Genomic DNA, 13,500 nt, shown 5'->3' on the forward strand with positions numbered 1-13,500 from the left:
AAATTTAAGGGATGGATATATATGAGCAAGGTATTATTACAAAAGGCAAATTATCTACGATTTGATGAATTAAAGCTTTTGAAAAAAGCTATACATTTTGCAGAGCAAGCACATGATGGACAATACCGTCAAACTGGAGAACCATATATTATTCACCCTTTCGCGATTACAGAAATACTGCTAAATTATAAAGCTGACATTACAACATTGATTGCTGCTTTATTACACGATGTTGTAGAAGATACCGAATACTCTCTAGAAGAAATTGAATCACATTTTGGTGCGACTATTCAATATATTGTAAATGGATTAACAAAAGGAAAAAAACTACAAGATCAAAACAAAGTATTATACGAAGCAATTAATTTTAAAAAATTACTAGTATCCTCTCAACAAGATATACGTGTTGGCATTATTAAAGTTATAGATCGCCTTCACAATATAAAAACATTGAGTGTTAAAAAACCCGCAAAACAAGTAGCTTATGCGAATGAAACATTAACACTATTTGCGCCACTTGCAAAGCGATTAGGGTTATATACAATCCAGCATGAATTAGAAAATCTTGCTTTTCAATATCTACATAAAGAAAGATATACTGAAGTACATAAATTTTTAACCGAATATGTGCCACACCTTCAAAAAAATATAACTCATTTAAGAAAAGGGATACATTCTTTTTCTAATACAAACCTTTCATTTGAAATAAACTATGAGTTTCCCCCAGTATATACTGCATACTCACAATTACAAGAAATACAAAATGTATCAGGTATTTCACAAATTTGTATTACAACTACAAGTGTACTAGATTGCTATAAAATTCTTGGAATAATACATCAATTATATAAACCGACTATAAACTATTTCGAGGATAATATAGCACTTGAAAATAGCCATTTTAATAACAACTTAAAAACTAAAGTCAATATGAATGATGCTGAACAAACAATTATCATTCAAACACAAATAGCAAAAACGTTGAAAGATAACGGTATTTTTTCTTTATTGAATGATAGAACTGCAAATATTCAAGCAATATCTTATAAAATAATGGATGATACAATTGTGAATAACAATTTATTAACTACAGATCCAATCACTTTCCGTAGTTTAGTATCGTATGAACTATTTGAAAATACTATTACAGCTTATACTACAGATTTACAACCAGTTTATTTACCTGATGGTGCTACAATCATTGATTTTTCTTTCTCTGCATTTCCAAAAATTGCACATAGCATGAAAAAAGTAAAAGTAAATGGGATGCCTGTTCCACTTAAAACAAAGGTATCTCATTTTGACGTCATCGAAATCCATTTCGATTTAAAACAAAACTTGGAATTAGAGTGGCTAAATTACGCCAATACTGCTAAAGCACAATTAATGATTCATCAAAAACTATCTTAAATCCAAGGCCAATTCCTTTCTATAAGGCATTGGTCTTTTCATATAACGTAACCATTAAAATATACGAAATAAATTTCAATATTTTTACTCCTAACCTAACATCAATAATTCCGACTTTCATTAGTTCGCTCTAATTTTTATCCGTATTTACATTATGAGAAATAAGAAGCACAACCTATATTCTTTATAAAACAGGTGAATTTATTATGATACAGACAAATGCACATAACTAACACTAGGCACATATCCTAAAGGTGTATCCATACTTACCTATAGAAAGGCAGGTAGTACGATTGACTTCTACTATTGACTACACCTCTCCTTCAACGAACTTCACTTATGATTTAAGTAAAAGTAATTTTTTTAAGAAAGATGCCCAAAATTATATAAATGTACTTGGCATAAAACAATTAAACACTTTAGAAAGTACTTCTTTATTAGATATTTATTTAAGTACAGGCAACGTTGTAGAACCACATATCCATCAAAATGCAGCTGAACTTGTTTACTGTATTTCAGGATCTGCTGTCGTTTCTTTACTTAATCCATTTACGAATCAAATATTAAACTTACCGATAAAACCAGGGCAAGTTGCCAACATTCCACAAGCGTGGTGGCATTATGAAATTGCTTCAGCAGATAATACTCATTTATTAGCTATATTCGACGCCCCAACCCCAGAAGTTATTTTTGGTTCTGATATTTTAAGATTAACTCCCGCTAATATGATGGCTCATACTTATTGCCTCAATGAACAACAATGGAAACAAGCAGTATCCCCAATTCAATCCACTACAGTAATTGGTCCTCCCGGAAACTGTAATCATAACCGCGACATGATAAATCAGTCAACTCAGCCCCCTACTCAACAACAAAATCTATATTACCAAGATTCTTATTACTTCCCTCTATACTGGGGGTATTAATTAGTATCATTTTAATAGAACCACCATTTATCTCCTCGGAAAATATCGAGGAGATTTTTTATCGTAACAATTAATAGAGTACATACATATAATATTTATATATTTAATTGGAGGTGATAGTACTATGAGTAATTATAACTATCGAAAAAACTACTCTAATAATAAAAATAGTAGCTCTTCAGCATCCTCTCAATCTTCAAACTCTCAATCTTCCGATTCCCAGTCACAAAGAGATTTAGCCGAGCAAGGCTATGTAAAGAAAAAAGGATGTAACTGTAATAAAAATAAATAGTTTATTACTAATTTGAGCAATGACATTTCACCGCTCATGATTAACAATTTAACCCACTAGTATATAGTTTATTTAATGGATGAATTCTGTTTTTAATAGAATTCATCTTTTTTGTTTATATGTAATTTTTCAAACCATATAACTTATTCCATAAACAATAAAGTGTAAATCATAAATTTTGATTTTTCTTATATACCAACTTAACAAAGAGTAACTTTTCAATTGATTTATTTCTAATTTCCCACAAAAAATATAGCCCCACCTAATAAAATTAGGAGGGGCTATATACAAATGTCTGTTTAAATTTCAAACAAACATTGTAACAAGTTAGACGATATTAATACCTGCACTTACAAATCCAGCAACTGCAGCTATTGGACTTGCTGCTGTTAATGAAACATATAATAATACTTTATCCCCAGCCGCTACTGGAATAGCTTCAGCTATGATTCCTGATGCTGTAGAACCAATCGCTATTGCGGCAAATGCTGGTGTTAATAAAAGAGGTGCGCCTTGTACTGTAAACGTATTACTTGCTGCTGGTGCAGTTAATATTTGTATCTGCACTTGAACAGGTGTTAATGGAGCTAATGCAGCTGTTGCACTAAAGAAACCTGCTAATGACGTAATAACCCCTGCGCGTGGTGCTACAAATGCATAATCACCTATCCCTAACGCTAATGTGATACTTGTTCCACCCGTTAAAGCAACTCCAGGCTGACTAAATCCAAATCCAAGAAGAGTTCCTGTATTAGCTACTATCGCGTTAACTAACGCAGATGGTGTTGTACCTGAAGCAAACGGAATAATAGCTCCGCCACCAGTTGCTCCTGTTGCTCCTGTTGCTCCTGTTGCTCCTGTAGCTCCTGTTGCTCCTGTTGCTCCTGTTGCTCCTGTTGCTCCTGTTGCTCCTGTTGCTCCTGTTGCTCCTGTTGCTCCTGTTGCTCCTGTTGCTCCTGTTGCTCCTGTTGCTCCTGTTGCTCCTGTTGCTCCTGTTGCTCCTGTTGCTCCTGTTGCTCCTGTTGCTCCTGTTGCTCCTGTTGCTCCTGTTGCTCCTGTTGCTCCTGTTGCTCCTGTTGCTCCTGTCGCTCCGCCTCCTGTTGCTCCTGTTGGACCTGTTGGACCTGTTGGACCTGTCGCCCCTGGAGTAGCATTGATTAATTGAATTAATAAATTAAAAAGAAGTTGTAAAGTTGCAGAATCAACATTTGAGTTGCAGGATATAGGGATAAGATCTAAAGCGAAGAAGAATTGTGCAAGGGCGCTATAAAATTGTTGCAATAATGTTGACAATTGTCCTAAATTAGGTGCTGGAGATTGTAATAAAACTATAATACTTTGAGTTAATTGTTTCAAAAAATTAACTTCTGGAGAAGGTAATAAGGAATTTAAGAAAATTAAAAATTGATTAAATAAATCGAGTAACGCTAATCTGTTTGCATTACTTGGATTTGCAAAAAATGCTGAAATAGCTGATACTAATGAGTTTAGTAAAGTAATTAATTGACTTAATTGTTCCCTAGTAATAGGAACTGACTGTGGATTTTTACAACAATCTGCTGAAAAAACAATCGGATTGCAGTTATTATGACCAAAACAATTATTATTTGACATTTATTTCCTCCTTACTTTTCTTATAGTTGAGTGTTTTCCTATTCTAAGAACTATAAAAGATGCGATTGTAAAAAGTAGTTGAGTTATATGTTTCTCTTAAAATAGGAAACATGAATTAGAATCAAACTTGAAAACGTAATTTAATTATGTTCATGACTCACATATTAATTATATGTTTTTAATAATTGACTGCTTAGATTAAACACCTAAACTTAAGAGTTTATTTTATTTTTCCACGTTTATCTATTAGGTCCAAAAGCACATTTTCATTTAAAAATTAAAACATAAATAAATCATTAGCATATATTCTACAAGTAACAACATCATTCTTTCAACTAATTAAAAATGATACCTTTACTAATATTGTGTTCCTTCTATAATCATGAAGCCGTTTCTATTATAAAAAACTTTCATACAATATAGTGGACAAGTTATTCTATACTTCGTTCAAAAAATAATTAAAGGAGTGAAATTTAATTGCCAATTATTCAACCATTTATCGCTTCTAGAAGATTTACATCTACACTAGGAGCTGGAACAGGAACAGGTGCAGCTTTTGCAATTACTGCAACAGCTTGTTTAAACGATGCCGGTACTACTGCAACTGCCTTTCCGACTTTTACGTATTACAACCTCTATGTAAACGGGATAATTCAACCTAGCGTGAACTCCAGTGTCACCACAGGTCCTACTGGTGCTATTACAATTCCTGGCGGAGATGTATTAGACGGTGGAATCCCAATAACAATTGAATTTATCGTCACTTAATTTTAACTAATGTAATTTAGAACAAAAAAAGACAGATTCCTTTTTCCATTAAGAATCTGTCTTTTTTAATTAATAATAATAAATTGTAGGATAATTGAAGATCCTTGTGAGGGTGGTTCATCATCTAATAAAGTTAACTGACCAGCTGTAACTTCATAAAAAGGTTGTGGTTGAAGAATTCCATTTATAAATAGATTAATATAAGAAACTTCACTTGGTGATAAGATTTGTGTTGTACCGTATTGTGCTATACCATCTGCATTAGTATATATAAGTTTTTCCCCATCTGAAAAAGTAAAATATAATAGGTTTGTTGTTGGGATTATTCCCGGTATTCCCGTTGGGCCGGTTATTCCTGTTGCCCCTGTTGGGCCGGTTATTCCTGTTTCTCCTGCTGCCCCTGTTTCTCCTGTTACTCCCGTTATTCCTGTTTCTCCGGTTGCTCCTGCTACTCCCGTTATTCCTGTTTCTCCTGTTGCCCCTGTTTCTCCGGTTGCTCCGGTTTCTCCCGTTATTCCTGTTTCTCCTGTTGCCCCTGTTTCTCCGGTTGCTCCGGTTTCTCCGGTTGCCCCTGTTTCTCCGGTTGCTCCTGTTGCCCCTGTTTCTCCGGTTGCTCCGGTTTCTCCTGTTTCTCCGGTTGCTCCGGTTGCTCCTGTTTCTCCGGTTGCTCCGGTTGCTCCGGTTGCTCCTGTTTCTCCGGTTGCTCCGGTTGCTCCGGTTGCTCCGGTTTGCCCCTGTTTCTCCGGTTGCTCCGGTTGCTCCGGTTTCTCCTGTTTCTCCGGTTGCTCCGGTTGCTCCCTGTTGCTCCGGTTGCTCCGGTTGCTCCGGTTTCTCCGGTTTTCTCCGGTTTCTCCGGTTGCCCCTGTTTCTCCGGTTGCTCCGGTTGCTCCGGTTTCTCCGGTTGCTCCGGTTTCTCCGGTTGCTCCGGTTTCTCCTGTCGCTCCGGTTTCTCCTGTCGCTCCGGTTGCTCCGGTTGGAAAATTAATAGACGGAAGAGGTGGAAATGTAGGACCAATATTTTTAGAATCCATAACTTCCTTAGACATTGGTAATTTGTCATATCGATTCAAATTTGCATCTCCCTTCTATAGTATTTATTAAATGTTAGATGTTCCGAAATGTTAAAAGAATTATCTAAAAAAATACTATTAATCTCTCGATTAAAATCTTTGTACAAAATCAAATTTAATGTAATTTACTAAAAATGAATGTATTTTAAACAGCATGCCGTTACTATAAAAAATATTATTAATAGAATATATGAAAAGTATCTCCTTTATCATAAAAATGAGGTGATTTTAATTAAAAATAAAGATAGAGAAAATCCCCAAAATAATGACATACAATTATCCTTCCTTATAGACTAACTAGTCCTACTGGTAGTACTGGACCCATGAGTAATACCGGACCCACGGGTAGTACCGGCATAAACGTTACAACAAATTCTATGTTTGCAAATAATACAGTGGATGGAACAGTTTCAGTTGTACTAGGGTGGTACTAACATACTACTCTCAAACAATCAAAGCCTTGATAGCTTTGCAGTCAATAGTGCAAATGATTTATTTACAGTCCCTGTAACGGGACGTTATTATCTTTCTTATCAAATTAATACTACAATTGCACTTCTTGCGGGTTCAAGACTACTTTTAAACGGATCTACATCACTTCTGAGCTCAATTCTATCTCCTGCCCTATCTACTTCAAGTTATAATAATAATTTAATTACAATATTAAATGCAGGTAATACTATTTCTCTTCAATTATTCGGTCTCTTATCAATTGTCAATTTAATCGGTGGTGGATCAACTGGCGCCTCTCTAACAATTATACGAGTTGATTAATAAATGATTCATTTTTTCTTCTTAGCTTTAAATGCCATTCCCCTATATAGATAGTAGAAACTATCTATACTAAATATTCCGGATAAACATTATCAATTTACTCTATACGCTATCAATGTTAAGTTATTTATGAAGACGGTTTCTCCTTTACGAACCATCTCAATACGTATTTGAGAAATATTCTCCAATCCTATACGCGAGAGCAATACTGTGTTGACACTCAAATGAGTGTCTTTTTTTGTAAATTGTAATAAATAAAACCATCTCTTATAGATGGTTTTATCAAAACATATCTCTTTATATTCTAAATAAAATAGCAAGTTTATGAAGCTGGATAATAAATGGTCATACTTAACCGAGTTAGCGTTCGTCCGGAATTATGATAAGAGTGCGGTCTATCCGCCTTAAAGCGAATTGAATCTCCGCTATTTAATGTATATTGACAATTATTTATTTCAATTGTCAATTCTCCCTCAAACACCGTTATAAATTCTTCGGTCCCTTCTTTATGGCCTTCCGAACTTAATTTTCCTTCCGGTTCAATTTCAACCGTATAGATTTCAAAGTTCCTATCATCTTGAAAAGGAAAAGAAGGATACACTTTATATCTCCCATTGTCTTCTGATAATACTTGAACATCGTTTCGTAAAACCACTTTCGTATCAGGCTGTGGATTATTAATTAAAGACGTAAAAGACACTTTTAAACCATTCGCTATCTTCCATATTGTTGTTAGTGTCGGGCTTGAATCTCCTCTTTCAATTTGTCCAATCATCGTTTTACTCACACCTGTTAATTGGGAAACCTTTTCTAAACTTAATTTTTCTTTCTCACGTATTGCCTTTATATTTTTCGCCAAAATAAGTTGAATTTCTTCCATAAAAAAACACCCCTACACTATATACAATATAACGACCGTTATGTATAATAAAAATCACACGTTATATTGTTCTTTTCGGTCATTATAACACACGAAAAATACTTAGGGGGTTTTGAAATGCCTTTATTTTCTTTTTTATTATTTGTTTTTATTAGTAGCTTCACACCCGGTCCTAACAATTTTTTAGCTATGACATACGCAAATCAACTTGGTTTGAAAAGGAGCATGCAATTTTGCTTTGGAGTAGCTTTCGGTTTTTTCCTCCTCACTTCTTTATGTAGTTTCTTTAATATAGTACTAATTAATATTTTACCTAAAATCGAATTACCTTTAAAAATTTTAGGAGTAGCATACATGTTATATTTAGCTTTTAAAATACTCACTAGTAAAGGCAGTACGGATCCCGATGAAAAAGATAATAAAAACTTATTTACAGTGGGGATTTTTCTTCAGTTTGTTAACCCTAAAGGGATATTATTCGGACTGACTGTAGTTTCTACTTTTATTCTCCCTTACTACAATTCATATTCAAGTTTTCTACTTTTTTCATTATTTCTAGGTGTAGTCGGTTTAATGAGTACATTTAGTTGGAGCCTGTTTGGTTCAATGTTCCAAAAACTATTATTAAAACATACTCAATTATTTAACATCATTATGGCTGTTTTATTGGTTTTCAGTGCTATATCAATCGTTATAAACTAGCTCTATACTCATTCTAATTCTTATATTTTGTTTAACTGAACCAAACGCTACAGTACGTATATCTTAAGCTTTTTCTCTTATTCTCCTAAATAAAACTTTTTTCTACCTTGTACAAACAGTTTTTATCCTCATTAAATACAATATATAGACAAATAAAAGATAGGAGATTAAAGAATGGCTGATTTTTTTTATAAACATGGTAAAAAGTACTATAAAAACTATTCATATTCTCACAATAAAAAAGAGAACTGTTTCACTAAAACGCATACGATTGCTGGCTCAAATATACCGTTAGATATTATTGTACCAGCTAACACTTCAAGAATAGTTTTTGAAGATGCTACTAATAATCACAATAAAACATTACTGCAGTTTCATGTTCCTGGTACTTCTGCACCAATTGTTGTAACTATTCGTACAAGAAATTCTCGTAGACCGATTACCGCTACAATAGCTTCAGGTGAAACAAGAATTCTTCAAGTAGAAAATTTTGAAAGCCTCACTCTCACAAATAATAATAATACAAGTAGCGACATTGGTGTTTATATCCAAAAAACGTTTTGCATCTGCTGCAATGAACAAAATGATTATTATAAAGAGCATTCATATTCTATTAACGAAGATAGTAACTGTTTTGTCGAAACTCACACGATTGCTGGTTCGGGAACTACCTTAGCTGGAAATGTACCTCTCGATATTATCGTACCCCCTAATACCTCAAGAACAGTATTTGAAGATCTTACTATTAATCACAACAAAACATTACTTCAAATATCTGTTCCTAACGATTCCGGTCCCATTGAAGTAACTATTCGAACAAGGATTTCTAACACACCAATTATCGCTACGATAGTTCCTAATGAAACAAGGATTTTTCAAGTAGAAGATTTCCAAGAACTTACCCTCACAAATAATTCCGATTCCTTTGATTTTATTGATATATTTATCAATAAAACGTTTTGTATTTGCTGTGATGACCAGAACAACCCTTGCGATGAATGTAACCATGAATACGACAATGATTATGATTGTTAATTTTAATGAAAAAGAAACCTTTTTATAAAGGTTTCTTTTTCATTAAAACAACTAACATCCGATAATATACGTACTTACTTATCTACCGTTTCTCGTTTCTTAATAAAATAGCATTTTTGTTTATAAATTTTACACATTTAAAGTAGACAAGCATATGTTATTATATGGAGATTTCCTCCACTCATAAGTTTCTTATCTTTCTAAGAGTACGTTTATAGGCGTGCTCTTTTGATTTTTTATCCAATAACGATTTTTATATCCACACGCTTCTTACTAAGCTTCATTGCTAAATAAGGTTGGATATATTTTTTCTATTTTTGAATGTATAATCCAAAACTTATTACTAGAAACTGTACAAATACTAATAGCTCTTCAAAAAAAGAAGCACATGCTTCTGTGGCAAAAGACAATTCGAGTTGACGAATTTGATTTTTCGCATCATCAAAATCAGAAGCTACAACTTTTTATTAAATACAACTTCAGCCTTATGACCTTGCAGTATATATTGACAATACTTTCGCTAGTCATAGAAAACCTTATAGATCAATCGCAGTATATAAAAATCCAAATACTTCTCAACGGATAGGATTATGGACAGTATGATCCATCAAGATATTTAATATATTCCTAATTTGGTTGGGTAAGTAATAGACCAATTAATCCATAATAAGAAAAAGAGGCTGCGAAATAATTACAGCCTCTTTTCTTTAATCGCATTTTTCTATTTGGTCGCCTTCTTCACCTGCATTTTCTGCCGAACTATCCGTTCCGCCTCCTACTGCATGTTGCTGTTTAGTATTAGAGCTTTCGATGGCAGCGTTGGTTCCCGCTGCACTGTCTTCTCCACCACCACTTGCCACTTGAGTAGCACTAGCCTGTTCCTTACGGGTTTTATTAATTTGATTATTGATGATAAGTACAAATTCTGCCTCTTCATCCGAAGTTTCTTTTTTCATTTTATGCGGCTCAATCTGGTCCCCACTAATTCCTTTATTTATGGCTTCGCCTCCAGCGCCCACCGTTTCTTGCTGTCGGGTATTCGATGAATCGATTGCTGCATTACTTCCTGCTGCACTATTTTGTCCGGCTCCACTGGCAATTTGTGTTGTATTCGGTGCAAATGTAATCTGATTATTAATGACAATGACAATTTTTCGTTTATCAGCAAGATTTCCCAAATTAATTTCTTCTCCATCTTTTTTTACAAATCGAAACGTGATTTTTTCATTGTTTTCCATATTCTCCCCCCTTTGTAGTATTAAATGACTGGAGAATGATAATGGATTGGACAAGCGTATTTTTTTATAAATATGTGACCCCGCCCACAATGAAGGATGTATTACCAGGTTCCGGTATTTACCTCATATTAGGTACGTTGGCTTGGCGACAGTCCAGCATCCGCCGAATTTCGGAATGCATGGAGAAAAACCTTATAGGAGATATAGAAAGAGAAATTAGTAGAAACATTGGTATATAAAGGTTTCTAGGTTTCATTATATTTTCCTTTTCTTATTTATATTTATCAGCCAAATATCTAGCATAGTGAACTAAATTTCTAGCTACATCTAATTCAAGATTAAATATATTAGGTACCCCTGGTCTCCAATTCACCTCAAATAACCACAATTTTTGATCCTTATCAATCCCTACATCAATTCCTAACTCATCAAATAGTATATCCTCATATAAAGAATTAAAATGGTTAGAAAAGGTTACTGCAAATCGTTCTAAATACCTTTTAATATTATACCAATCGTTATCAAACTCCGCTTTTAAAAAAACATCTAAATACGTACTATAACCACCCTTAGCCATATTTGATACAATACTTCCTAATGGACCTATTCTAGGGAATATAGAAGTAACAACCCACCTGCCTTCCCCATTTCTTTGAACATGCAATCGAAAATCATAAACATGCCCAGATTTCATTTGACATGAAATAAACTGTTGAATTATGTAACCTTGCTCTTGAATCTTATCAGATATAAAGCTCCGTAATTGTTTTTTATTAATAGATGAAATTTGTTCTGACTCATTCATACTGTAATTCATCCCATTTTTTTCAATGAAAATAATACCACTACCTTGATGTCCAGAAATTGGTTTAATAATAAGTTTTTCATAACGATTAATCATGTCAAAAAACTTATTAACATCATTTAATTCATAAAAAGGAATAAGATATTGCTTAAATTTTTTCGCTCTATTTATTCTGTTATATACACTTAATTTATTTCCAATTGAATGACTTGTAAAAGGAACTTTTTCATGTAGATAATCATAGATTTGCTGATTTTTATCACTAACATGAACACTTGCATTGTAAATAACATCTGGAAAAGAAAATTCTTGTTCAATCCACTTACCATTTTCATAAGTTTTACCTAAAATCTTCTTCGTTTCTATATTTACTTTTCCTAAAGTAAAATAAAAAAATTCCACACCTTCAGCTTTAGCTACAGCAGCATAAGTATATGCTTTCTTTACGTCATTCGGATCTTTCCGATGATGAAGCATACCAATTATAGTCATGTTAGTTCTTCTTCCCTTCTTTCTAAAGATTTTTTTCAAAACAAATATCAAATTCATTATATATATATTCATGTTCTTCCTCATTCAACCATTTTTCGAAAAATCCAGAACAAGCTTAACCTCATTTTAATATTCTACCTATAGAAATAATAAACCTGAGATTTTATAAAATGATAAAGGTTAAGGTGACATAAAATGGATACTATCGTTTTCATTGAAACAAATAAATCTGGATCAAGTAGGGAAGCAATCAAAGCAGCTGAAAAACTTAATTTTTTTACTGTTTTATTAACTAAAAAAACAAAATTTATTAATGAACGCACTATATTCCCTGATGTACATCAGATGATTTTCACTGATATAAATGATTATGATAATATAATTACAACAATTGAAAAATTAAATACATCAGGAAAAAACATAAAAGGGATCTTTAGTTTTATTGACCCTTTTGTTTATGTGGCTGCACGTTTATCAGAAATATTTTGCTCAAATATTGTATCTACTAAAGCTATCCATCATATGGAAAACAAAATATTAACTCGTAATGTACTTAAAGAATTACCAATCTCACTCAACTATTTAATTTACAAACCAACAGAATCATTATCATCTTTTCTTGAAAAAACTAAAGAGATAAATTTCCCTCTTATTGTAAAATCCCCTAAATCAACAGGATCCAAAGATGTATTATTAGTAAAAAATAAAGATCAATTAATCTTATCTATACAAAGTCTTTTAAAAAAACTACCTAATGAAGAAATTCTACTTGAAGAATATATAGATGGACCTCAGTACTTAGTTGAAATTTTAGTTCAAGATGGAAAAGTCCATATTATAGCAGTAATTGAACAAGAAATTACACTTTTTGAACGTTTTATTGTTACTGGTTATTCTTTACTAGGACAGGTAGACAAAAGACTATATAATAGTCTTTTCAATGCAGTTAATTCTGTTATTCAGGCCTTTAATATGAAAAATGGAGCGTGTCATCTAGAACTCCGGAGAATAAAAGATGTTTGGAAATTAATTGAGATAAATCCCAGAATATCAGGTGGAGCAATGAATGACATAATTGAAATTGGACATGGAATCAACTTAGTGCAAGAGACTATTCAGTTAATGTTAGGAAATAAACCTTCACTAAATAAAAAACATTATAAATATGTGTACGCTCATTACCTAACAGTTAAATCTAAAGGAAAACTAATTCGAGTTACAGGGAAAAACCGTAGTTCTAAATATCCTGGTGTAGAGAAAGTTTATATAAAACCTAAAAAAGGAACTATCTTAAAACCACCTACATCAATGGGACATCGATGTGGATACGTTTTAGCTGCAGCCTATTTTAAAACAGAAGCTAAAAAAATAGCTTTAGAAGCAGCTAAAGAAATTTCATTTGAAATCCAAAAATAATAAATACAACATATATACACCAACTGATGAAAATATACTAAAAATCATATTTCTTATAATTTTAATTTCTTTACTAAA

The 13,500-nt window shown here is 32.9% G+C and carries 11 protein-coding genes and 2 pseudogenes; 8 read left to right on the forward strand and 5 right to left on the reverse strand.

Going from position 1 to position 13,500, the window contains the following annotated elements; all coding sequences use genetic code 11:
- The first annotated feature begins 21 nt into the window (after nucleotides 1-21).
- From MKX66_RS07755 to MKX66_RS07765, 3 genes are all read left to right on the forward strand, one after another.
- Nucleotides 22-1,410, forward strand: coding sequence for an HD domain-containing protein (locus MKX66_RS07755; RefSeq protein WP_193653836.1), 1,389 nt, complete (start codon nucleotides 22-24; stop codon nucleotides 1,408-1,410).
- 293 nt (nucleotides 1,411-1,703) lie between these two features.
- Nucleotides 1,704-2,336: a cupin domain-containing protein gene (locus tag MKX66_RS07760; protein ID WP_341085870.1), complete on the forward strand. Its 633-nt coding sequence runs from the start codon at nucleotides 1,704-1,706 to the stop codon at nucleotides 2,334-2,336.
- Between the two features lie 124 nt (nucleotides 2,337-2,460).
- Nucleotides 2,461-2,628: a hypothetical protein gene (locus MKX66_RS07765; protein WP_002085580.1), complete on the forward strand. Its 168-nt coding sequence runs from the start codon at nucleotides 2,461-2,463 to the stop codon at nucleotides 2,626-2,628.
- 327 nt (nucleotides 2,629-2,955) lie between these two features.
- Here MKX66_RS07765 and MKX66_RS07770 read toward each other — a convergent pair whose 3' ends face one another.
- A complete protein-coding gene (locus tag MKX66_RS07770; protein WP_341085871.1) occupies nucleotides 2,956-4,242 on the reverse strand; it encodes an exosporium glycoprotein BclB-related protein in 1,287 nt (428 codons plus the stop codon).
- Nucleotides 4,243-4,719: 477 nt separating this feature from the next.
- Between MKX66_RS07770 and MKX66_RS07775 the strand changes: the two genes are divergently transcribed.
- Nucleotides 4,720-5,010 (forward strand): DUF4183 domain-containing protein, encoded by a 291-nt coding sequence (locus MKX66_RS07775; RefSeq protein ID WP_002189596.1) that lies wholly within the window; start codon nucleotides 4,720-4,722, stop codon nucleotides 5,008-5,010.
- Between the two features lie 65 nt (nucleotides 5,011-5,075).
- Here the strand turns inward: MKX66_RS07775 and MKX66_RS07780 are convergent.
- A pseudogene (locus MKX66_RS07780) lies at nucleotides 5,076-6,080 on the reverse strand (DUF4183 domain-containing protein).
- 323 nt (nucleotides 6,081-6,403) lie between these two features.
- Between MKX66_RS07780 and MKX66_RS07785 the strand changes: the two are divergent.
- A pseudogene (locus tag MKX66_RS07785) lies at nucleotides 6,404-6,854 on the forward strand (BclA C-terminal domain-containing protein).
- A 322-nt stretch (nucleotides 6,855-7,176) separates the two neighbouring features.
- Here MKX66_RS07785 and MKX66_RS07790 read toward each other — a convergent pair.
- Nucleotides 7,177-7,734 (reverse strand): helix-turn-helix domain-containing protein, encoded by a 558-nt coding sequence (locus tag MKX66_RS07790; protein WP_326996768.1) that lies wholly within the window; start codon nucleotides 7,732-7,734, stop codon nucleotides 7,177-7,179.
- Nucleotides 7,735-7,851: 117 nt separating this feature from the next.
- Here MKX66_RS07790 and MKX66_RS07795 point away from each other — a divergent pair, with 117 nt between their 5' ends.
- Together MKX66_RS07795 and MKX66_RS07800 are read left to right on the forward strand one after the other, a co-directional pair.
- On the forward strand, nucleotides 7,852-8,436 hold the full coding sequence (locus MKX66_RS07795; protein ID WP_001128091.1) for a LysE family translocator: 585 nt from the start codon (nucleotides 7,852-7,854) through the stop codon (nucleotides 8,434-8,436).
- A 174-nt stretch (nucleotides 8,437-8,610) separates the two neighbouring features.
- A complete protein-coding gene (locus MKX66_RS07800; protein ID WP_341085873.1) occupies nucleotides 8,611-9,471 on the forward strand; it encodes an exosporium protein D in 861 nt (286 codons plus the stop codon).
- A gap of 707 nt (nucleotides 9,472-10,178) precedes the next feature.
- Here the strand turns inward: MKX66_RS07800 and MKX66_RS07805 are convergent.
- A complete protein-coding gene (locus MKX66_RS07805; RefSeq protein WP_003189202.1) occupies nucleotides 10,179-10,709 on the reverse strand; it encodes a hypothetical protein in 531 nt (176 codons plus the stop codon).
- A gap of 271 nt (nucleotides 10,710-10,980) precedes the next feature.
- Nucleotides 10,981-12,078: a YheC/YheD family endospore coat-associated protein gene (locus MKX66_RS07810; RefSeq protein WP_326996771.1), complete on the reverse strand. Its 1,098-nt coding sequence runs from the start codon at nucleotides 12,076-12,078 to the stop codon at nucleotides 10,981-10,983.
- Between the two features lie 123 nt (nucleotides 12,079-12,201).
- Here MKX66_RS07810 and MKX66_RS07815 point away from each other — a divergent pair, with 123 nt between their 5' ends.
- Nucleotides 12,202-13,422 carry an ATP-grasp domain-containing protein gene (locus tag MKX66_RS07815; protein ID WP_341085874.1) on the forward strand — a complete coding sequence of 407 codons (1,221 nt, stop codon included), beginning with the start codon at nucleotides 12,202-12,204 and terminating at the stop codon, nucleotides 13,420-13,422.
- Nucleotides 13,423-13,500: the final 78 nt, after the last annotated feature.

It is taken from the genome of Bacillus sp. FSL R9-9530 (genome assembly GCF_038008145.1).
GTDB lineage: Bacteria > Bacillota > Bacilli > Bacillales > Bacillaceae_G > Bacillus_A > Bacillus_A mycoides.

Coding starts and splice junctions, on each gene's coding strand:
- MKX66_RS07755 (WP_193653836.1), top strand. CDS start 22: ATGAGCAAGGTATTATTACAAAAGGCAAATTATCTACGATTTGATGAA.
- MKX66_RS07765 (WP_002085580.1), top strand. CDS start 2,461: ATGAGTAATTATAACTATCGAAAAAACTACTCTAATAATAAAAATAGT.
- MKX66_RS07795 (WP_001128091.1), top strand. CDS start 7,852: ATGCCTTTATTTTCTTTTTTATTATTTGTTTTTATTAGTAGCTTCACA.
- MKX66_RS07815 (WP_341085874.1), top strand. CDS start 12,202: ATGGATACTATCGTTTTCATTGAAACAAATAAATCTGGATCAAGTAGG.
- MKX66_RS07790 (WP_326996768.1), bottom strand. CDS start 7,734: ATGGAAGAAATTCAACTTATTTTGGCGAAAAATATAAAGGCAATACGT.
- MKX66_RS07800 (WP_341085873.1), top strand. CDS start 8,611: ATGGCTGATTTTTTTTATAAACATGGTAAAAAGTACTATAAAAACTAT.
- MKX66_RS07805 (WP_003189202.1), bottom strand. CDS start 10,709: ATGGAAAACAATGAAAAAATCACGTTTCGATTTGTAAAAAAAGATGGA.
- MKX66_RS07810 (WP_326996771.1), bottom strand. CDS start 12,078: ATGAATATATATATAATGAATTTGATATTTGTTTTGAAAAAAATCTTT.
- MKX66_RS07770 (WP_341085871.1), bottom strand. CDS start 4,242: ATGTCAAATAATAATTGTTTTGGTCATAATAACTGCAATCCGATTGTT.